The 19,990-nt window shown below is 70.6% G+C and carries 18 protein-coding genes; 13 read left to right on the forward strand and 5 right to left on the reverse strand.

Annotation, left to right across the window (positions count from 1 at the left end):
- A complete protein-coding gene (locus ACZ5VQ_RS26595; RefSeq protein WP_469107064.1) occupies nt 1–858 on the reverse strand; it encodes a class II fructose-bisphosphate aldolase in 858 nt (285 codons plus the stop codon).
- 11 nt (nt 859–869) lie between these two features.
- On the reverse strand, nt 870–1,754 hold the full coding sequence (locus tag ACZ5VQ_RS26600) for an SIS domain-containing protein (protein WP_469107065.1): 885 nt from the start codon (nt 1,752–1,754) through the stop codon (nt 870–872).
- Between the two features lie 181 nt (nt 1,755–1,935).
- On the opposite strand from ACZ5VQ_RS26600, the gene ACZ5VQ_RS26605 reads away from it, so the two are divergent.
- Nucleotides 1,936–2,715 (forward strand): DeoR/GlpR family DNA-binding transcription regulator, encoded by a 780-nt coding sequence (locus ACZ5VQ_RS26605; protein WP_469107066.1) that lies wholly within the window; start codon nt 1,936–1,938, stop codon nt 2,713–2,715.
- Between the two features lie 60 nt (nt 2,716–2,775).
- Here ACZ5VQ_RS26605 and ACZ5VQ_RS26610 read toward each other — a convergent pair whose 3' ends face one another.
- Together ACZ5VQ_RS26610 and ACZ5VQ_RS26615 are read right to left on the reverse strand one after the other, a co-directional pair.
- A complete protein-coding gene (locus ACZ5VQ_RS26610) occupies nt 2,776–3,516 on the reverse strand; it encodes a response regulator (RefSeq protein ID WP_469107254.1) in 741 nt (246 codons plus the stop codon).
- A gap of 14 nt (nt 3,517–3,530) precedes the next feature.
- Entirely contained in the window at nt 3,531–5,192 is a 1,662-nt protein-coding gene (locus ACZ5VQ_RS26615; RefSeq protein WP_469107067.1) for a sensor histidine kinase, read from the reverse strand.
- Nucleotides 5,193–5,479: 287 nt separating this feature from the next.
- On the opposite strand from ACZ5VQ_RS26615, the gene ACZ5VQ_RS26620 reads away from it, so the two are divergent.
- Genes ACZ5VQ_RS26620 through ACZ5VQ_RS26630 form a run of 3 tightly spaced genes read left to right on the forward strand, consistent with a single transcriptional unit; the run spans nt 5,480 to nt 8,500 of the window.
- Entirely contained in the window at nt 5,480–6,466 is a 987-nt protein-coding gene (locus tag ACZ5VQ_RS26620) for a Bug family tripartite tricarboxylate transporter substrate binding protein (protein ID WP_469107255.1), read from the forward strand.
- Nucleotides 6,463–7,005, forward strand: coding sequence for a tripartite tricarboxylate transporter TctB family protein (locus tag ACZ5VQ_RS26625; RefSeq protein WP_189838662.1), 543 nt, complete (start codon nt 6,463–6,465; stop codon nt 7,003–7,005). The genes ACZ5VQ_RS26620 and ACZ5VQ_RS26625 overlap by 4 nt, the downstream gene beginning before the upstream one ends.
- 1 nt (nt 7,006) lies before the next feature.
- A complete protein-coding gene (locus tag ACZ5VQ_RS26630) occupies nt 7,007–8,500 on the forward strand; it encodes a tripartite tricarboxylate transporter permease (RefSeq protein ID WP_469107068.1) in 1,494 nt (497 codons plus the stop codon).
- A 42-nt stretch (nt 8,501–8,542) separates the two neighbouring features.
- Here the strand turns inward: ACZ5VQ_RS26630 and ACZ5VQ_RS26635 are convergent, their stop codons facing one another.
- The gene (locus ACZ5VQ_RS26635) at nt 8,543–9,028 is read right to left on the reverse strand and encodes a PaaI family thioesterase (protein WP_469107069.1); all 486 of its coding nucleotides are present in this window, start codon (nt 9,026–9,028) and stop codon (nt 8,543–8,545) included.
- Nucleotides 9,029–9,230: 202 nt separating this feature from the next.
- Between ACZ5VQ_RS26635 and ACZ5VQ_RS26640 the strand changes: the two genes are divergently transcribed.
- The 9 genes from ACZ5VQ_RS26640 (at nt 9,231) to ACZ5VQ_RS26680 (ending at nt 19,976) form a co-directional block, all read left to right on the forward strand.
- A complete protein-coding gene (locus ACZ5VQ_RS26640) occupies nt 9,231–9,998 on the forward strand; it encodes a class I SAM-dependent methyltransferase (protein WP_469107070.1) in 768 nt (255 codons plus the stop codon).
- A gap of 81 nt (nt 9,999–10,079) precedes the next feature.
- Nucleotides 10,080–11,225, forward strand: coding sequence for a FecCD family ABC transporter permease (locus ACZ5VQ_RS26645; RefSeq protein ID WP_469107071.1), 1,146 nt, complete (start codon nt 10,080–10,082; stop codon nt 11,223–11,225).
- Nucleotides 11,226–12,008, forward strand: a complete 783-nt coding sequence (locus ACZ5VQ_RS26650) for an ABC transporter ATP-binding protein (RefSeq protein ID WP_469107072.1) — start codon at nt 11,226–11,228, stop codon at nt 12,006–12,008.
- Nucleotides 12,009–12,060: 52 nt separating this feature from the next.
- Complete coding sequence (locus tag ACZ5VQ_RS26655) at nt 12,061–13,068, forward strand: ABC transporter substrate-binding protein (RefSeq protein WP_469107073.1); 1,008 nt, start codon at nt 12,061–12,063, stop codon at nt 13,066–13,068.
- A gap of 77 nt (nt 13,069–13,145) precedes the next feature.
- On the forward strand, nt 13,146–14,261 hold the full coding sequence (locus tag ACZ5VQ_RS26660) for a pyridoxal-phosphate dependent enzyme (protein WP_469107256.1): 1,116 nt from the start codon (nt 13,146–13,148) through the stop codon (nt 14,259–14,261).
- Complete coding sequence (locus tag ACZ5VQ_RS26665; protein WP_469107074.1) at nt 14,258–15,529, forward strand: ATP-grasp domain-containing protein; 1,272 nt, start codon at nt 14,258–14,260, stop codon at nt 15,527–15,529. The genes ACZ5VQ_RS26660 and ACZ5VQ_RS26665 overlap by 4 nt, the downstream gene beginning before the upstream one ends.
- Nucleotides 15,526–16,812 (forward strand): MFS transporter, encoded by a 1,287-nt coding sequence (locus tag ACZ5VQ_RS26670; RefSeq protein WP_469107075.1) that lies wholly within the window; start codon nt 15,526–15,528, stop codon nt 16,810–16,812. The genes ACZ5VQ_RS26665 and ACZ5VQ_RS26670 overlap by 4 nt, the downstream gene beginning before the upstream one ends.
- 144 nt (nt 16,813–16,956) lie before the next feature.
- A complete protein-coding gene (locus ACZ5VQ_RS26675) occupies nt 16,957–17,640 on the forward strand; it encodes a polysaccharide lyase family 7 protein (RefSeq protein ID WP_469107076.1) in 684 nt (227 codons plus the stop codon).
- A gap of 29 nt (nt 17,641–17,669) precedes the next feature.
- Nucleotides 17,670–19,976: a glycosyl hydrolase family 95 catalytic domain-containing protein gene (locus ACZ5VQ_RS26680; protein ID WP_469107077.1), complete on the forward strand. Its 2,307-nt coding sequence runs from the start codon at nt 17,670–17,672 to the stop codon at nt 19,974–19,976.
- Nucleotides 19,977–19,990 lie beyond the last annotated feature (14 nt).

The raw sequence follows: 19,990 nt of genomic DNA on the forward strand, positions 1-19,990 counted from the left end.
TCAGCCGGTGGCGCCGAGGACTCGGATGATCCGGGTCACCGTCTCCGCCATCGCCGCCCGTCCCACGGTCAGGTACTTGCGTGAGTCGACCGCCTCGGGATGGGCGGTGAGGTAGTCCCTGATCGCGCCGGTCATCGCGATGTTGAGTGCGGTGCCGACGTTCACCTTCGTGATGCCGCCGGCGACGGCCGCCCTCAGCTCGGCGTCCGGCACACCGGACGAGCCGTGCAGTACGAGCGGCACGTCGAGGGCCGCGGCGAGACGCTTGAGGAGGTCGTGGTCGAGGGCGGCGGTGCGGGTGGTCATGGCGTGTGTACTGCCGACGGCCACGGCCAGGGCGTCCACGCCGGAATCGGCGACGAAGGCACGCGCCTCGGCCGGATCGGTACGGGCGCCCGCCGCGTGGGCGTCCAGGGGCGGCTGCCCCGTCTTGCCGCCGACCTCGCCCAACTCGGCCTCGATCCACAGCCCTTGGGCATGGGCCCAGTCGGCGGCGGCCCGGGTGGCCGCGAGGTTCTCGGCGTACGGGAGACGGGCGGCGTCGTACATGACGGAGCTGAATCCGGCGTCGGCCGCCTGACGCAGCAGCTCGTCGCTCTGGACGTGGTCGAGGTGCAACGCGACGGGTACGGCGGCGTGTTCGGCGGCGGCGCTCGCAGCCTGGGCCAGCGGGAGCAGCCGTCCGCCGCGGAACTTCACCGCATTCTCGCTCACTTGGAGGATGACGGGCGTGTCCACGACCTCGGCGCCGGCGACGACGGCCTCGACGTGTTCCAGCGTGATGACGTTGAACGCCGCGACTGCGGTGCGGGACGCGGCCGCCCGGGCGACCAGCTCTCCGGCTGCTGCGAGAGGCATGGGCTCTCCCTTCAGGGCGTGGTGAGGATGACCGAGCGGGTGAGGTGGCGGGGCTGGTCGGGATCGAGGCCCCGGGCCGCGGCGACGGCCACGGCGAGGCGCTGTGCGCGGACGAGTTCGGCGAGCGGGTCGAGCCCGCCCCCGACCCACAACGCGCCTGTGTCACGCACCTGTTGGGCCAGCCCCTCGGGTGCCTCGCCGAGCATCCAGGTCGCGGTGCCCGAGGTGGTCACGCTGATCGGCCCGTGCCGGTACTCCATCGCCGGATAGGCCTCGGTCCACGCGAGTGAGGCCTCACGCATCTTGAGCCCGGCCTCGTTCGCGAGCCCCACGCTCCAGCCTCGCCCAAGAAACGTGAACTGCGTGCAGTCGACGAGCCCTTCGGGCAGTGGCTCCGCCAGTGCGGTACGGGCGTCTGCGACGACGGCGTCGCCGTGCAGCCCGAGATGGGCCCGCAGCAGGGTGAGCGCGGTGGTCGCGAACCGCGTCTGCACCACGGACTTCTCATCGGCGTAGTCGAGCACGACGATGTCGTCCGCCGCCTCCATCACGGGAGTTCGCGGATCCGCGGTGATCGCGACCGTGCGCGTACGGCCCTTCAGCCGGCCGAGCAGGTCGAGCACCTCGGTGGTGGTGCCGGAGCGGGTCAGGGCGATCACCCGGTCGTACGAGCGGCCGTGCGGGAACTCGGAGGCGGCGAAGGCGTCCGTCTCGCCCTGCCCCGCCTGCTCGCGCAGCACCGCGAAGGCCTGTGCCATGAACCACGACGTGCCGCAGCCGACGACGGCTACCCGCTCCCCGGTGGCGGGTAGCACGTCCCCGTGGACCGCGGCTTCTCCCGCGGCCCGCACCCAGCACTCCGGCTGGCTCTTCAGCTCGTTCTCCACGTGGCTCACGCCGCGGCCTCCCTGCCATGATGATTGTTCGTGCAAGATATAGCCAGCTTTCGAGCACAATCAAGCATCCCTGAGTGAACGGTGTGCGTTAGGGTCGCCGAGAGATCAGGGAACGGCCGCTGCACGGAGCGACGCACGGATCGTTTGGATCACTACGCGGATCGACGGACGGAGGGTGCGGATGTCGCGCGACGCCCGCTGGCAGGCGCTGCTGGAGCTGCTCGTGGAGCGGGGCCGGCTGGACGTCGAGGAGGCGGCGGCCGAGCTGGCGGTGTCGGCGGCCACGATCCGGCGCGACTTCGACCAGCTCGCCGAGCAGCAGATGCTCGTACGGACCCGGGGCGGTGCGGTCGTGCACGGCGTCTCGTACGAGCTGCCGCTGCGCTACAAGACGGCCCGCCACGCCTCCGAGAAGCAGCGCATCGCGAAGGCGGTGGCCGCCCTCGTCGTGCCCGGCGAGGCAGTCGGCCTGACCGGTGGCACGACCACCACGGAGGTGGCCCGCGCGCTGGCCGTACGCAGTGATCTCGCGTCCGGCTCGCCCGCCCTGACGATCGTCACGAATGCCCTCAACATCGCCAACGAGCTGGCGGTGCGGCCCCAGTTCAAGATCGTGCTGACCGGCGGCGTCGCCCGCCCCCAGTCGTACGAACTCGTCGGCCCCCTCGCCGACGGCGTGCTCGGCCAGATCACCCTGGACGTGGCCGTTCTCGGCGTGGTCGCCCTCGACGTGGTCCATGGCGCGGCGGCGACCGACGAGGCGGAGGCGGCGATCAACCGCCTGCTCTGCGAGCGGGCCGAACGCGTCATCGTCGCCGCCGACTCCAGCAAGCTCGGGCAGCGTGCCTTCGCCCGGATCTGCGCGGCCGAGTCGGTGGACACGCTGGTCACGGACGTCGCGGTGAGCGAGGACATGGTGCGGCGCTTCGAGGAGGCGGGGGTCACGGTCGTCGCCGTCTGACGACCACTTGGCATCACCGCGTTGCCGGACCCCGTGCCACCTGGGGATCCGGACCGCGCCCTACCCCTGGAACCGATACCGCCGCTCAGGCCGCCCCGCCGCCCCATAGCGCAACGTCACGTCCGCGCTGCCGACAGTGTGGAAGTGCTCCAGGTAGCGGCGGGCGCTGACGCGGGAGATACCGGCCAGGGTGGCGCATTCGGCGGCGGAGAGAGTCCCCTCCGCGGTGCGGAGGGTGCGTTCTATCAGCTCGGCGGTCTCGACGCTCATGCCCTTGGGGAGGGTACCGGGGGTCGAGGCCGGCACGGCGGATCCGGCCAGGACGCGGTCCACATCGGCCTGACCGTGCACGACGGTGGCGAGCAGGCGGCCCCGCTGGACGGCGTAGCGCTCCAGGCGGGCGCGCAGGTCCTCGAACTCGAACGGTTTGAGGAGGTAGTCGACGACGCCGTGGCGGACGGCGCCGCGGACCGTGTCGGCCTCCCGGGCGGCGCTGATGACCATGACGTCGCAGTCGTGGCCGGAGGTGCGCAGCCGGGGGATGACGTCCAGACCGAAGACGTCGGGCAGATACAGGTCGAGCAGGACCAGGTCCGGGTGCAGTTCGTCGACGGCGTGGGCCGCCTGCTCGCCGGTGTTGGCGACACCGACGACCCGGAACGGCTCGACGCGTTCGACGAAGGTGCGGTGGACGCGGGCCACCATGAAGTCGTCGTCGACCACGAGCACGTCGATCGTGTCGGTCGCGACGGACGTGCCCGGCCCACGGGGCGTGTCCGGCGTGCCGGACGTGCCTTTCATCCCCTTCGTCCCCTTCATCGGGCCGCTCCTTCCGCCACCGCGTCGGCGAGGTGGCTGACGGTCATGCGTGCGGTGAACATGGCCCCCTCGGGGGTGTTGGTCACCGAGATCTCACCACCGTGACGCTCGCAGACCAGCCGGGTGAGCGCCAGGCCGATGCCCCGCTCGCCCTCCTGGGCCGCCTTGGTGGTGAAGCCGTGCAGGAAGACCTCCCGGGCAAGTTCCGGGGCGACGCCGGGGCCGGAGTCGCGGACCACGATCTCCACGCTGGAGGCGTCCTGCCGCAGTTCGACCTCGACCCAGGCCTCGTGGCCGTCCGCCTCACCCGCGACGCCGGCGACGGACGCGGCGTCCACGGCGTTGTCGACGAGGTTGCCGACCACGGTCGCCACGTCGGCGGCGTCCTCCGGTACGAGCCGGTCGAGCGCGGTGCTGTCGGAGATCCGCAGCCTCACCTTCCGTTCGGCGGCCAGTGAGGCCTTCGCCATGAGCAGGGCGGCGACGGCGGTGTCGCGGACGCGGCGGCTGAGGGTGACGTCCAGCGACTGGCGGCGCTGGTTCAACGCGCGGATGTAGCACACGACTTCGTCCTCCTCACCGATCTCGATCAGCCCTGAGATGGTGTGCAGCTGGTTGGCGAACTCGTGTGCCTGCGCGCGCAGCAGCTCGGAGGAGCTGCGGAAGGAGCCGATCTCCCGCTCCAGGCGGGCCAGTTCGGTGCGGTCGCGCAGGGTGGTGACCGAGCCGAGCAGGCGGCCGTCCTTGGTGACGGTCATCCGGTTCATCACCAGCACCCGGCCGTGCCGGATCACGACCTCGTCGCGCTCGTGGGGCGCGCCGTTGCGGTCGCCCACCAGGACGTCCCTCAGCCGTCCCTCGATGCCGAGTTCGGCCAGGTTCTGGCCCACGCAGTCCTCGGGGAGTTCGAGCAGGCGGCGGCCCATGTCGTTGGCCAGGGTGAGCCGGTGCTGCGGGTCCAGGGCGATCACGCCCTCGGCGATCCCATACAGCATCGCCTCGCGGTGTTCGGCAAGGCCGGCGATCTCGCGTGGCTCCAGGCCGAGGGTCTGCCGTTTGACGCGTCTGGCCAGCAGCCAGGAGCCCACGAGGCCGAGTCCGCTGGCGATGCCCAGGTAGGCGAGCAGGTAGGAGGACGCGCCGTTGAGGCGCTGCCACACGGTCGGGTCGGCCTCGCCGATCATCACCGTGCCCAGGTAATCACCGAGGTTCTGCTGTGTGGCGCCGAGCACCGGCACCTGGGCCACGAGCTGGCGGCTGCCGTCCAGGGTCAGCGAGCCCGACCAGCCGCGGCCCTCGGCGGCGCCCTCGCCGAGCGCGAGTCGGTCGCCGAGCGCCGTGGGGTTCGTGGAGCTGACGATCCGGCCGTCGGCGTCGGTCACCGTCACGGAGGTGACCCCGGACTGGGTCTGGGTGGAGTTCACCAGCGGGGCGAGGGCCTCCAGCGGAGCGGGCCGTACGAGCTGGCTACGGACCAGGGGGTTGGCGGCCAGCTGCTCGGCCAGTGCGGCGACACGGCGGCCCTCCACGCGGTTGAAGGTCGCCTCCGACTGGGCGAGGGAGACCGCGGCGACGGCCAGCAGCACCACCACGACGATGGCGAGCTGGAGCACCAGCATCTCGCCCGCGAGGGTCTGACGGCGGAAGGTGGCGACCACGACGTACTCAATCTCTCGGGCCGACACGGCGTTGGGCGGCTCGTCTGTGGGGTCGCCCCATCATGGACCCCTCCCGTGGCCGGGAAAAGGGGTGAGCAGGGAGCCGGGACAGGAGAGGCGCCGTACGATCCGTGCACGCGACCGGCGCCGGTGACCGCAAAGACCACAACCTCCGTTGGTTCCGGAAGAGAGACAGACGTTCGACGTGCGGGCAACATGTGGCCCACGTCACCCTCCCCACAGGGCTTCCCCCGACCTCATCGACGTACCGACAGGTGGTGGCACTCGTGCGCCTGCGCACCCTCCTCGCCCTGTTCGGGGCCGCCGTGCTCGTGCTCGTGGGCCCTCCGTTGCTCACGGCGGGCAGCGATTCCGCGACGGGCACGCAGATCCCGGGCCTGCGCTTCATGGTCCCCAACACGCCCGGCGGCGGCTATGACATCACGGCCCGTACGGCCGCGAAGAACGCCGAGGACGCCGAACTCACGCACAACATCGAGGTGTTCAACCTGCCCGGCGCCGGCGGCACCGTCGGACTGAGCCGGCTGGTGAGCGAGCACGGCAACGGCAAGCTCGCCATGTCGATGGGCCTCGGTGTCGTGGGCGCGGTCCGCTCCAACGACGCGCCCAAGACGCTCGCCGACACCACGCCGATCGCCCGGCTCACCGAGGAGCAGGACGTCGTGGTGGTCGGCAAGGACTCCCCGTACAAGACGATCGACCAGCTCGTCGAGGCCTGGAAGAAGAACCCGGGCAAGCTCCCTGTGGGCGGGGGTTCCTCGCCCGGCGGGCCCGACCATCTCGCGCCCATGCTGATGGCGAAGGCCGCCGGTATCGCTCCGAAGGACGTCAACTACGTGCCCTTCGACGGCGGTGGCGAGCTGCTCGCCTCGATCCTCGGCAACAAAGTCGCCTTCGGGGTGTCCGGCGTAGGTGAGTACCTCGACCAGATCAAGGCGGGCGAGCTCCGGATTCTCGCGGTCACCGGTCCCGAGCGGGTCGACGAACTCGCCGAGGCACCCACGCTGAAGGAGTCCGGCTACGACGTGGACTTCACCAACTGGCGGGGCATCGTGGCCCCGCCCGGCCTGTCCGACGCCGAGCGCGACAAGCTCGTACGCCTCGTCGAGGAGCTGCACGACTCCCCCGAGTGGCAGAAGTCGATGCAGCAGAACGGCTGGGACGACGCCTTCCTCACCGGTGAGAAGTTCGGTGACTTCCTCGACGCTCAGGACAGGCGCGTGGTTTCGGTACTGAAGGAGCTGGGACTGTGACGACGCCGACCACCGAAGCCTCCCCGACGCCGCCCACGGACGAACGGCGCTCGTGGCTGCGCGACCACTCCGAACTGGGCGTCTGCGTCCTGCTGTTGGCCCTCGGCGCGCTCGTCCTGGGTGACGCGCTCACCATGGACGTCGAGATCACCCAGCGCGGTCCCGTCGGGCCGAAGACCGTGCCGATCGTGGTCGGCATCGGGCTGCTCGTCATCGCCGCCCTGCTCGCCGTGGACGTACTGCGCGGTGGCCGTGGCGAGGCCGAGGGCGGTGAGGACATCGATCTGTCCGAACCGGCCGACTGGCGGACGGTGTTGCTGCTCGCCGGGGTGTTCCTGGGCGCGGCCGTCCTCATCGAGCCCGCCGGTTTCCCCGTCGCGGGCGCGCTCCTCTTCTGGGGAGCGGCGTTCGCGCTCGGCAGCCGCCGCTTCGACCGGGACCCGCTCATCGCGGCCGTGCTCTCCCTCGCCACGTACGTGATCTTCAACAACCTGCTCGGAGTACCGCTGCCCGGCGGCCCGCTGATGGGAGTGCTGTGACATGGACGCCCTCAACTCCCTGATGGACGGGTTCGGTACGGCGCTCACCCCGATCAACCTGCTGTGGGCCGCCATCGGCGTGCTGCTCGGCACGGCGATCGGTGTGCTGCCCGGCATCGGCCCCGCGATGGCGGTCGCCCTGCTGCTGCCGGTGACGTACGGCCTCAACCCGATCGGCGCGTTCATCATGTTCGCCGGCATCTACTACGGCGCGATGTTCGGCGGTTCGACCACCTCGATCCTGCTGAACACGCCGGGCGAGAGCGCGGCCGTGGTCGCGGCCATGGAGGGGAACCCGATGGCCAAGTCGGGGCGCGGCGCTCAGGCGCTCGCGGCCGCCGCCATCGGCCACTTCGCGGGCGGTCTGATCGGCACGATCCTGCTGGTGATGCTCGCGCCGACGGTCGCCGAACTGGCGGTGGACATCGGCGCGCCGGACTACTTCGCCATCATGGTGCTGGCGTTCATCGCCGTGACGTCCGTGCTGGGCTCGTCCCGTATCCGGGGGCTCGCGTCCCTGCTGATCGGACTGACGATCGGGCTGGTCGGCCTCGACCAGATGACCGGGCAGCAGCGGCTGACCTTCGGCTCGCTCCAACTCGCCGACGGCATCGACGTGGTGATCGTGGCGGTCGGTCTCTTCGCGATCGGCGAGGCCCTGTGGGTGGCGGCGCATCTGCGGCGCAGTCCGGGCGAGCCGATACCGGTGGGCCGGCCGTGGCTGGGCCGGGCCGATGTGCGGCGGACCTGGAAGTCGTGGCTGCGCGGACCGTTCATCGGTTTCCCGTTCGGCGCGATCCCGGCGGGCGGCGCGGAGATCCCCACCTTCCTGTCGTACGTCACGGAGAAGCGCCTGTCGAAGCACAAGGACGAGTGGGGCAAGGGCGCGATCGAGGGTGTGGCGGGGCCGGAGTCGGCTGCGTCCGCCTCGGCGGCGGGCACGCTGGTGTCCATGCTGACCCTGGGGCTGCCGACCACGGCGGTCGCGGCGGTCATGCTGGCCGCCTTCCAGCAGTACGGCATCCAGCCGGGCCCGCTCCTCTTCGAGCGCGAACCCGACCTGGTGTGGGGCCTGATCGCCTCGCTCTTCGTCGGCATGGTGCTGCTGCTCGCGCTCAACCTGCCGCTGGCTCCGGTGTGGGCGAAACTGCTGCGCATCCCGCGGCCGTACCTGTACGCGGGGATCATGTTCTTCGCGGCGGTCGGCGCGTACGCGGTCGGCGGCGAGGTCATCGACCTGGTGATCCTCCTGATCATCGGCCTGATCGGCTTCGGTATGCGGCGCTACGGGCTTCCGGTGCTGCCGGCCGTCATCGGCGTCATCCTCGGCCCGAACGCCGAACAGCAGCTCCGGCGTGCCCTGCAGATCAGCGACGGCAGCGTTACGGGACTGGTCAACACGCCCTTCGCGGTGACCGTGTACGCGGTGATCGTGCTGCTGCTGGCCTGGCCGCTCATCAAGAAGCTCGTGATACGCAAGGGGGCAGAGGTCTGATCGGTTCCCGGTGCCCCGACGGGCGCCGGGAACCTCGTTCCCTCACTCCGGGTGGTGCCGCGTCGCCGGGGGCGCGGTCCGCCGGACACTCCAGTCGAAGGCGCCCCGGCACACCAAAGTCCCCTCGGCATCGGTGACTTCGGCGCTGGTGGCGAAGCGGGCGCGATCTGCCTTTCCGTCGAGGAGCGGACGCAGTACGCGTTGAGCCTCGTCGGTGAGACGGCAGGTGGCCACGAGCCGCCCGCGAGCCGGGGCGAGGAACTCCAGGGAGGCGGCCGCTCCCAGGGGCACGACCCCCTGGAACTCCTCGGGACGCACCGCGGCGGCGATGATCGCTCCCAGACCGGCCGCGTCCACAAGGGCGACGAGGCCGCTGGAGTGCAGCGACCCGATGACGTTCGTCAGTCCCTCGGGTGTGTCCGCCGCGATCTCGGCCGTGCCGTCGGCGGCCCGGAGCACCTCCACGCCCACGGTCCGGTGCGCAGGTATCGGTTCCAGCAGCGAGCGTGCCAGTGGAGTCATGTCCATCGGCGCAGCGTGGCACTTCCGACTTACGACCGGGTGTCCCTGGAGTGCCCAGTGCGTGCGGCGTGCGCGATCCGCCGGCAACCGTCGGGAACTCCAGGGCCTCCGCGTCCGACCACTGCAACAACAAGCCCCGCACCGACGAGGCCGTTGCACTGCGGTGTGGTGTGCGGCTCGTCCGGCCCTGGATCGAGGTTGCAGCTGTATGCACTGGTACGAGGACGACGGATTCTGGTCGGACTTCTCCGAGACCATGTTCTCCGGGCGCAGGCGTACGGAGACGGAGGACGTCGTCGCCAAGTCGCCGCTGCTGGAGTTCCCGCCCGGGAGCCGGGTGCTGGACCTGTGCTGCGGGCCCGGTGTGTATCTGGTGCCCCTGGCCCGTCGTGGATACGCGGTGACAGGAGTCGACCTCAGCCCGGTCATGCTGGAGCGGGCCGGTGCCGAGTGCGAGGAGGCCGGTGCCGAAGTCCGGCTGGTGCGGGCGGACATGCTGACACACGTCGAGCCGGGCTCGTACGACGTGGTGCTCAACGTCTTCACCTCGTTCGGCTACTTCGACTCCCCGGGCGACAACGAGCGGGTGCTGCAAAACGCGTACGACTCGCTGGTACCGGGTGGACAGTTGCTCATCGACGTCATGGGCAAGGAGGTCCTCGCGGGCTGGATCGGCCGGCCCCAGGTCGTCGAGCTCGACGACGGCGCGTACGTGGTGCAGCGCGACACCGTCCTGGACAGCTGGACGCGGCTGCGCACCGACTGGACGCTCGTGCGCGACGGGATCGCGCGGGAGGCGTCGATCACCTCGTTCCTCTACAGCGCGGCCGAGTTGCGCGCGCTCTTCGAGGCGGCCGGCTTCACCGAGGTGTGCTGTTACGGCGACTTCGACGGCGGCCCGTACGACAACCACGCGAAGCGGCTGATCGTGCGAGGGACCCGTCCTGAACTCTCCGCCGATGCGCGGGAACTCTGAGGCGGTCGCGGCCGACTACTGGTGAGCGGGCGGCGTTTGGGGCCACCTGCGCCCGAACTGCCGTACGGACAAAGGGACTTCATGGCCGAAGCCGTATCCGGGACACCTCCCGCCGAGCCCGGAACCACCGCACCCTCGCGGGACGAGACGCCTCACGAGGAGTCGCGTCAGGAGCCGGACGGTCGCGGTGCGCGTCGCGGCAGACTGCTGACCGCGCTGGTGGTGCTCTCCGTGACGCTGGTGGTCTCCGTCCTGGCCGGTATCGCGCTGGGGCCGACCGTCGTACCGCCGGTCGATGTCGTGCACTTCCTTTGGGCGGCCCTCACCGGCGGCGGCATCGGGGCCGACGAGGCGACCGGTTACTCCATCGTCTGGCATGTGCGCACCCCGCGGGTGCTGCTCGCCGCGGTCGTGGGAGCCGGGCTGGCCGTCGTCGGAGTCGCCATCCAGGCGCTGGTGCGCAACGCGCTCGCGGACCCGTTCGTGCTGGGCATCTCGTCCGGCGCGTCCGTCGGGGCGACGGCCGTGGTGGTGTTCGGGGTCTTCGCGGGCCTCGGGGTCTACGCCCTGTCCGCCGCCGCGTTCCTGGGCGCGCTCGGCGCCACGCTGCTGGTGTATCTGGCCGCGCGCGGCCCGCTGGGGCTGACACCGCTGCGGCTGGTGCTGACCGGAGTGGCGCTGGCGTACGGCTTCCAGGCGCTGATGAGCGTCCTGGTCTTCCTCTCGCCGAACGGCCAGGCCGCACGGACGGTGCTGTTCTGGCTGCTGGGCAGTCTCGGGGCGGCGTCCTGGGAGTCGTTGCCGCTGGTGACGGCGGCGGTCCTGGTGGCGATCGTGGTGCTGCTGCGGCAGAGCCGGTCGCTGGACGTGCTGGCGCTGGGCGACGAGACCGCGGCCAGTCTGGGCGTGGACGCGGACGCGCTGCGGCGCGGGCTGTTCCTGCTCACCGCCGCCGTCACCGGGCTGATCGTCGCGGTCAGCGGCGCGATCGCCTTCGTCGGTCTCGTCCTGCCCCATGTGGTGCGGATCCTGGTCGGCTCCACGCACCGCCGGGTGCTCGCGGTCACGCCGCTCGCCGGGGCCTGCTTCATGGTCTGGGTCGACCTGGTGGCCCGTACCGCCTTCGCGCCCGAGGAACTGCCGCTCGGGGTGATCACCGCGCTGATCGGGGTGCCGGTGTTCATCACGCTGATGCGCCGCCGCGGCTATCTGTTCGGAGGCCGGTAGATGGTCCTGTCCCTGCGTGACCTGTCGGTCGAGGCGGCCGGGCGTGCCCTGGTGGACCGGCTGAACATCGACGTGGAGGCCGGTCGGATCGTCGGGCTCGTCGGTCCGAACGGCAGCGGCAAGTCGACCGCTCTGCGCTGTGTCTACCGGGCGTTGCGGCCGACGTCCGGGGCCGTCCTGCTCGACAGCACCGACCTGACATCGCTGAAACTGCGTGACAGCGCCCGGTCGATCGCCGCTCTGACCCAGGAGAGCCAGACCGAACTCGACTTCACCGTCGAGGAGGTGGTGGCCCTGGGCCGCGCTCCGCACGCACGGGGCAATCACCCCCTCACCGCCCGCGAGCGTGCCCTGGGCCGGCAGTCGATGGAACGGCTGGACGTCGCCCACCTCGCGGACCGCAGCGTGCTCACGCTCTCCGGCGGGGAGCGCCAACGCGTCCTCGTCGCTCGCGCCCTGGTCCAGGAACCCCGTGTCCTGGTCCTCGACGAACCCACCAACCACCTCGACGTACGGCACCAGGTGGAGCTGCTGTCCTTCCTGCGCGGCTCCGGGCTGACCGTGCTCACGGCCCTGCACGACCTCAACCTGGCGGCCGCCGCCTGCGACCGGATCGCCGTACTGAGCTCCGGCTCCCTGGTCGCCACCGGCAGCCCCGCGGAAGTCCTGACCCCCGAGCTGGTCCGCAAGGTGTTCGGCGTCGACGTCACGGTCGTCCACCACCCGCGCACCGGCGCACCCCACCTGATCTACGACCTGACCGCCACGGCATCCACGACCTGACCGCCGCGGCACCTTCCGCACTCCCCGACGCCCCACCAGAAGGACGGCACTCATGATGCGACCACCGCTGCCCCGGACCCTGGCCGCCGTACTGCTCGCGGCCGGGCTCCTGACCACCGGCTGCGGCGCCGAGGTCGAGTCCGCGGCGAAGAACAAGAAGGACGACACGGTCACCGTCTCCAACTGCGGCGAGGACGTCACGTACACCCGCCCGAAGCGCGCGGTGGCCTACGACGTCAGCGGCGCCGAGAAGATGTTCTCCCTCGGGCTGGCCGACCGGATGCGCGGCTACGTCATGAACAAGCTCGGCGACCCGGCCATCAAGGGTTCGCCCTGGCGCGAGGACTACACCGGGGTCGAGCGGCTGGGCACCGAGCGGATCACCCGGGAGATCGTCGTCGACGCCAAGGCCGACTGGGTGCTGGCGGGCTGGAACTCCGGCTTCAGTGAGGAACGGGGCATCACACCGGCCCTGTTGGAGAAGGTAGGCGTCGCCAGTTATCTGCACACCGAGACCTGCTGGGACTACGGCGACAAGAGCGTCGACGTGACACCGCTGGACGCGCTCTACACCGACCTGGACAACCTCGGCCGGATCTTCGACGTCGAGAAGCGGGCCGACGAGCTCGTCACCGACCTCAAGGACCGCGTCGCCGCGCTGAAGAAGACCTGGCCCGAGAAGGGCGATCCGGCCAAGGTCTTCGTCTACGACTCGGGCACCGACCAGCCGTTCACCGCGGGCCGCCATGCCGCGCCGAACGACATCATCACCGCCGCCGGAGCGACCAACGTCTTCGACGGGCTCGACAAAGGCTGGACGACGGTCGGTTGGGAACCGGTGATCGAGGCGAAGCCCGAAGTGATCGTGATCGTCGACTACGCCGACCAGCCCGCCAAGGACAAGATCGCCTACCTCAAGTCGCTCAAGAGCCTTGAGTCCGTACCGGCGGTGAAGGACAACCGCTTCTTCGTGATGTCGTACGGAGACGCCGTCAGCGGTCCCCGCAACGTCAAGGGCGCCGAGGACCTGGGCCGTTACCTGCGCTCGGTCGGGCAGTGACGGTGACTCCGACGCGCACCGCACCCACGCCCGCACCCACTCCCGCTCCCCCGGTCCACGAGCACATCACCGACGCGATGAAGGCCCCCGACCTGCTCCGGCTGTCCGACAACGTGGTGCTCGCGCGCTTCGAGACCCTGAAGGTCTACGCCGCCCTCGGCGCGGTCCGCACTCTGCTGGAGCGCGGCACCGTCCAGCCGGGCCAGACCCTCGTCGACAGTTCCAGCGGCATCTACGCGCTGGCCCTGGCCATGGCGTGTCACCGGTACGGGCTGAACTGCCACATCGTCGCCTCCACCACCGTCGACGCCGCGATGCGCGCCCAGTTGGAGATCCTCGGGGCGACAGTGGACCAGATGCCGCCCTCACGAGATCTGAGACTCGATCAGGAGCGGCGGGTGCGCCGGGTGCGGCAGTTGCTGGCCGACAGGCCAGGTCTGCACTGGATGCGGCAGTACCACGACGCCGTCCACTACACGGGCTACCGCGAGTTCGCCGACCTGGTCGACCGTGCGCTTCCCGACGTCCCGCTGACCGTCGTGGGTGCCGTGGGCACGGGATCGTCCACCGGCGGTCTGGTGGATCCGCTGCGCGAACGCGGCCGGACCGTACGGCTGTTGGGGGTGCAGCCCTTCGGCAGCGTCACCTTCGGCAGCGAGGGTTTCAGCGACCCCGAGGCGATCATCGCGGGCATCGGCAGCTCGATCCCGTTCGACAACGTCCGCCACGACCTCTACGACACGCTGCACTGGCTCGACTTCCGTCATGCCATGGCCGGAGCCGTCGGCCTGCTGCGGGAACACGCCGTGTTCGCCGGTCTGTCCACCGGCGCCGCCCACCTCGTCGCCGGCTGGGAGGCCGCGCGCCACCCCGAGCGGGTGCACGTCGTGATCGGCGCCGACACGGGACACCGCTACACCGAGCGTGTCTTCGCCCGCCACCAGGAAGCCCTCGACCCGAGCGTCCTCAAGCCCCACCAGATCACGGACCTCGCCGATCTCGCCCCGCCCTGGTCGGTGATGGCATGGCAACGGCGGCGCTACGACGTACGCGGGACCGCCGCACCCGCACAGGTACCGGCGCCGCTTGCCGCACCGACCGCCACATCGACCGGCGTATCCGCCGCCGTATCAACTGACGTATCTGCCGCCGTATCAACTGCCGCAACGAACAAGGAGGACCGGGCATCGTGACCATCGCCGCCCTGGAAGCACTCACCTTCGGACTGGGCCGCCTGGCGGAGGCGGCCGGCGGTGCCGGGCACCGGCTGTGCCTGCTCACCGGGGACCGGGCCGTCTACCGCCACGAACTCGCCCACCTCACGCCCGAAGCGCTCACGGCACTCGACATCGTCGACGTCGACACGCTCGACGAGTCCGCCTGCGCGGCCGCGCTGGCCGCGGTGCCCGACCTGCGAGGGCTCGTCAACTCGACCGACACCTGGAGCGTTCCGGGCGCCGACCTGGCCGCCAAACTCGGCCTCCCTGGGCCGGACCCGGCCGCGGTCCGGCTGCTGCGCGACAAGAGCCGGGTGCGTACTCTCCTCCACGAGCACGGACTGAGCCTCGGCGGCGCCCTGACCGTCCCCGTCGGCTCCGCCGATCCCGCCGATCCATTCGATCCCTCCTACGCCGCCGCCCAGATCGTCCGCGAGATCGGGCTGCCGGCGATCCTGAAGGACTCGGCAGGCACCTCCTCCCGCAACGTGTGGCCGGTACGCGACGAGCAGCAGCTGCACGCCGCCCTGGCCGAGGCCGCCCAACGCACCTTCGCCGGGCGGCTGTTCGTGGAGCCCTTCTTCTCCGGCCCCGTCTACAGCGCGGAAACCCTGAGTTGGGAGGGCGAGACGAGGCTGCTGGGCGTCCTCAGCCGCCAGATGTCCCCCGAACCGTCCGTCCGGGAGGAGGCCGCGGCCTTCCCCGTGGCCTTCCCGGATCCCGAACTGGCCCTGCTCCAGGACTGGGTGGGGCGCGTACTGGCGACCGCCGGCCATGACACCGGCTTCGCGCACGTGGAGTTCGTCCTCACGGCCGAGCGGCCGGAACTGGTGGAGATCAACCGCCGTGTCGGCGGTGCCCTGGTCGGCGAGGCGCTGTGCCGGGCCCTGGGCACCAACGTCTACGAGGCCATGGTCGACACGGCTCTCGGCCGCCGCCCCGCGCTGCTGGACAGCCCTGTCGACGCCTCCTCGGGACCGGCCACCGGCTTCGTGCTCGTCTACCCGGACCGACGCGGCAAGCTCACCGGCTGGACCGGCCTCGACGCCCTGTCCGCCTTCCCCGGCTCACCCGAGTGGTATCCAACCTCCGCCCCGGGACGGCGTGTTGAGCACCTGGGTGATCAGCGAGGCTGTACGGGGATCGTGCTGGCCGAGGCCGCGACGGCCGAACTGGCCCTGCACCGGGCGCTCAGCGCGGCCGGGAGCGTACGTCCGGTCGTCGCGGCCGACGACGAGGGGTGACGCCGTCGGCCGAGCCGCCGGGCCGACTGCGGTTCCGCCCGGCACGGCTCACCGGGCGGAAAAGCCTCAAGGGGCCGGCCGGTCTCAGCGGCCCGCAGTACTTCCTGCTGGCCGGATCGTTCCTCATCCCACTGGGCAGCTTCGCGGTGCTGCCCTTCATGTCGGTACTGCTGCACGAGCAGTTGGGGATGGGGCTCGGCGCCGTCGGCGTGGTGCTCGCCGTCGCCTCGTTCGTGCAGTTCGCCGGTGGCGTCGTGGGGGCGGTGGTCGCCGAGCGCATCGGGCTGCAACGCACCATGCTGCTCGCCCTGGTGATCCGTACGGCGGGCTTCGCCGCCTTCGTGCCGGGGCTCGGCCATCCCGCCGCGGCCGTCACCGCGCTGTTCCTCGTCTCCTGCGGTGCGGCGCTCTATCTGCCCGCCAACAAGGCGTACTTGGTACACCGCGTCGCGGACGAGCAGCGCCCGCTGCTGCTGTCTGCGAGCGGCTCCGCCCTCAACGCCGGTATCGCGCTGGGTCCGCTCGCCGCCGCCCCCTTCGTACTCAGCGCCTCCGCGGGGCTCTTCACCGCGGTCGCCGTACTGTTCGCGGCCATCACCGTGGGCCACGCGCTGCTGCCCGTCGAAGCCCCCGACCACCACCCGGAAGAGCCGGCACGACCGAAGGACGGCGTCAACGACCAACCCCCGCCCCGCCACCGGCAGAAGCCGTTCGCCGGACTGCCGGTCCTGCCCTTCGCTGTCACCGTCCTGAGCGTGTACGTCTTCATGTTCTTCCAGCACTACCTCGCGGTGTACGCCGTGCCCCGGACCTCGACGGAGTTCTACGGTCTGGTCCTCGCCCTCTACGCCGTGCTCCTGGTGGTGGCCCAGCCTCTCCTGTCGGGCCGGATAGCCCGCATGCCGTATCCCCGTGCCCTGCGCCTCGGATTCGCCGCGCTGGCCGCCGGCATGGCCACGCTCGCTCTCGGCCGTCCCGCCGCCCTGCTGGCCGGAGCGCTGCTCATCTGCCTCGGCGAGATCGTGCTCTTCCTCAAGAACGACCTCGAAGCCCTGGCCCGGTCACCCCGCGCGCCCGCCGTCGTCTTCGGCCACCAGCGGCTGGCCGCGGGAATCGGCGCGTTCGTCAGCGGCATCGCGGGAGGCGGGGGCTACGGACTGGCCGAGCGCTCGGGGTGTCCCGGTCTCTTCTGGGCCGCGGTCGCCGTGCAGTGCGCACTGCTGCCCCCGCTGCTGATCCGCACACTGCGCCGCCTCCGCCCCGGTTCCACGACCGAACACTGACCCCGCACATCGGATCTATCTTTGCCTCATCACCATCATTGACGCTCCATGCGGCCAGTTCTACCCTTCGACAGGCAATAGATCCGATGAATCGCTCGTGTCGCCCGTTCGTATCACGCACATCGCTTCGAGGATTGGATTGGCATGCCCCCATCAAACCCATCGAGACGTACCGTTCTCGCCGCCGGAGGCTTACTCGCCGGAGGCGCCGCCTGGGCGACGACCCCGTCGACGTCCTCCGCCGCCTCCGCCGCGTCGCCCACGGACGGCTGGAACAAGACCGCGTTCACCTACGGCATGCAGAAGCCCTGGAACCTGGACCTGGGCGACCGGTACGGCAACAGCGGCGGCGTCCACCGCATGTGGGTGTACGACACCGACGAGCCCATGTCGCAGGGCAGTTCCACCGACCCGCGCACCGAGATGCGCTGGCGGCAGGAGTACACGTCCGGACGGCACATGTGGGACGCCGACGTGTACCTCCCGTCCGGCACGAACGGCGCGACCTTCGTGCAGATCCTCCGTGTGATCCACCCGTCGGGCACACCCGCGACGGACTTCATGCTCAACGCCTACAGCGCGAGCGGCGGCACGGTGAGGGCGTACGACAGCACGGTCCTCAGGACGAACGCCTACAACACGTGGTTCAACGTCAAGCTGGAGCACAACGCCTCCAGTCGCAGCGTCAAGGTCTACTTCGACGACGAACTGGTCCTGACGACCCAGGACCGGGGGCCCGCCACCCGCCACTTCAAGAACGGTGTCTACCACCATGGCAGCGGCCGGGCCGAAGCACGCTTCCGCAACCTCACGTACTGGACGCGGTGAACCATGTCGCAGCTTGGAGGCACCCGCAGATGACCTCTAGAAGAGTTGTGCTCGGTTCGGTCCTGGGCGGCACGGCTGCCGCCGCGCTGCCAGGAGTCGCCGAGGCGGCGCCCGCCCAAGTCCCGGACACCGTGGGCGAGGACCTCACGGCCGGGTCCACCGGCGGCAGTTGGAAACTCCGCAACCGCATGGGCTCCGACGGCGCGTGGAACGACTTCCTGCGCAAGCAAGACCTGGTGTGGCACAGGATGCCCACGCTGTGGCACGAGGGGCCGTTCCTCGGTGACGGCCGGCTGGGCAGCATGGTCTACAAGGAGCCGGGGGCCAACAGCGTCCGCTTCACCGTCCAGCACGGCGAAGTACAGGACCACCGGCCCGAGTTCGGCAGCGGCTGGGGCACCTGTCGGCTACCCGTGGGACATCTGACCCTCGATCCGGTCGGCACCATCGGCACGGTCGACTGGCGCCTGAGCCTGTGGAACGCCGAACTCACCGGCACCGTCACCACCGACAAGGGCACCCTGACACTCTCCGCCCTCATCCATGACGGAGTCCTCGCCGCCCGTGTCACGGCCGACGGCGACGAGGAGGTCCGCTGGACGTTCCACCCCGAGGAGGCCGTCAGCCCCCGGAAGATCAGCGAGGCACCGCCGACGGGTTACGTCGCCAACCCGCCCTGGACCACCCGCACCACCGGTGACGTCGAGCAGGTGCTCCAGCCGCTTGTCGGCGGCGGCCAGACCGCGACCGCCTACCGCCGCTCGGGCGACACCCTGCTGCTCAACGTCTCCCACAGCCACCCCTCGGACACCCGGGCCGGGGAGGCCTCGCTCAGGAAGATCCAGCGTGCGGCTCCCTACGGAGCGCTCCGCAGGCAGCACACCCGCTGGTGGCACGCGTTCTACCGCCGGAGCTTCGTCTCGATCCCCGACCAACGGCTGCAGAGCTTCCACTGGATCCAGCTCTACAAGATCGCGTCGGCCAGCCGCGAGGGCGGCCCCCCGATGGCCACCTGTGGGCCCTGGCTCGAACCCACCCCCTGGCCCGCGGTGTGGTGGAACCTCAACATCCAGCTGGAGTACTGGCTCATCCACGGCTCGAACCACCTGGAACTCGACTCGCTCGCCAGCACCCTGCGGCAGAACCAGGAACAGCTGATCGCGAACGTGCCCGCCGCGTACCGGGCGGACAGCGCCGGAGTCGGCCGCAGTTCCGACATGTTCGCCAACCGCGGCGTCCCCGTGCCGGGCAGCGGGGGCGAGGCGGGCAATCTGACCTGGGCCCTGCACAACGTTTGGCTGAGCTACCGCCACAGCATGGACGAGGACCTGCTGCGCGACACGGTGTACCCGCTGCTGCGCCGCGCGATCAACTACTACCTGCACTTCCTCCAGCCGGGCGACGACGGCAAGCTGCATCTGCCCTCGACGCTGTCCCCGGAGTACCCGGTGGTTCCGCCGAAGGACACCAACTACGATCTGGCGCTGATCCGTTGGGGCTGCGGCGCGCTGCTGGAGGCGTCCGAGCGCCTGGGTGTCGACGATCCGCTCGTGCCGCGCTGGCAGGAGGTGCTGGCCAGGCTGACGCCGTATCCGGTGGACGGCAACGGCTTCATGATCGGCGCGGACACGCCGTACGCACAGTCCCACCGCCACTACTCGCACCTGCTGATGGTCTATCCGCTGTACCTCGTGAACTGGGACCAGCCGGAGCAGCGCGAGCTGATCGAGAAGTCGGTCGTCCACTGGCACGCGCTGACCGGCTCCCACCGCGGGTACAGCTACACGGGCGCCGCCTCGCTGTACGCCATGATGGGCCGCGGCGACACGGCACTCTCGTACCTGAAGAAGTTCTTCGACACCAGCACGCGCTACCCGTGCCGGGCCAACACCCACTACACGGAGGCCGGGCCGGTCATCGAGACACCGCTGTCGGCGTCGCAGTCCCTGCACGACATGCTCTGCCAGAGCTGGGACGGCGTCGTACGGGTCTTTCCCGCCGTGCCCGACTCCTGGGCCGATGTCACCCTGCACGACTTCCGCACCCAGGGGGCCTTCCTGGTCAGCGCGGTCCGCAGCGGCGGCGTCACCCGCTTCGTACGGGTACGGAGTCTGGCGGGCGAGCCGCTGCGCCTGCGGCACGGTCTGACCGGTGGGCGGGTCACCGCGGTCCTGGACGACGGCACTCCGGCACGTACCCACACGGCGGACGACGGCACCCTCGCCGTCGAACTGCCCAAGGGACGCGAGGTGTTGCTGTACGCGGACAAGCGCCCCAACCTCGTCATCGCCCCGGTCACCCCGAGCGAGCCGGGAGAGCCCTGGGGACTGCCGTAACCGGGTCGGCGTGG

The organism is Streptomyces sp. NPDC033178 (assembly GCF_055577685.1).

Coding starts and splice junctions, on each gene's coding strand:
- ACZ5VQ_RS26595 (WP_469107064.1), bottom strand. CDS start 858: ATGCCTCTCGCAGCAGCCGGAGAGCTGGTCGCCCGGGCGGCCGCGTCC.
- ACZ5VQ_RS26675 (WP_469107076.1), top strand. CDS start 16,957: ATGCCCCCATCAAACCCATCGAGACGTACCGTTCTCGCCGCCGGAGGC.
- ACZ5VQ_RS26635 (WP_469107069.1), bottom strand. CDS start 9,028: ATGGACATGACTCCACTGGCACGCTCGCTGCTGGAACCGATACCTGCG.
- ACZ5VQ_RS26640 (WP_469107070.1), top strand. CDS start 9,231: ATGCACTGGTACGAGGACGACGGATTCTGGTCGGACTTCTCCGAGACC.
- ACZ5VQ_RS26650 (WP_469107072.1), top strand. CDS start 11,226: ATGGTCCTGTCCCTGCGTGACCTGTCGGTCGAGGCGGCCGGGCGTGCC.
- ACZ5VQ_RS26630 (WP_469107068.1), top strand. CDS start 7,007: ATGGACGCCCTCAACTCCCTGATGGACGGGTTCGGTACGGCGCTCACC.
- ACZ5VQ_RS26660 (WP_469107256.1), top strand. CDS start 13,146: ATGAAGGCCCCCGACCTGCTCCGGCTGTCCGACAACGTGGTGCTCGCG.
- ACZ5VQ_RS26680 (WP_469107077.1), top strand. CDS start 17,670: ATGACCTCTAGAAGAGTTGTGCTCGGTTCGGTCCTGGGCGGCACGGCT.
- ACZ5VQ_RS26645 (WP_469107071.1), top strand. CDS start 10,080: ATGGCCGAAGCCGTATCCGGGACACCTCCCGCCGAGCCCGGAACCACC.
- ACZ5VQ_RS26605 (WP_469107066.1), top strand. CDS start 1,936: ATGTCGCGCGACGCCCGCTGGCAGGCGCTGCTGGAGCTGCTCGTGGAG.
- ACZ5VQ_RS26655 (WP_469107073.1), top strand. CDS start 12,061: ATGATGCGACCACCGCTGCCCCGGACCCTGGCCGCCGTACTGCTCGCG.
- ACZ5VQ_RS26610 (WP_469107254.1), bottom strand. CDS start 3,516: ATGAAAGGCACGTCCGGCACGCCGGACACGCCCCGTGGGCCGGGCACG.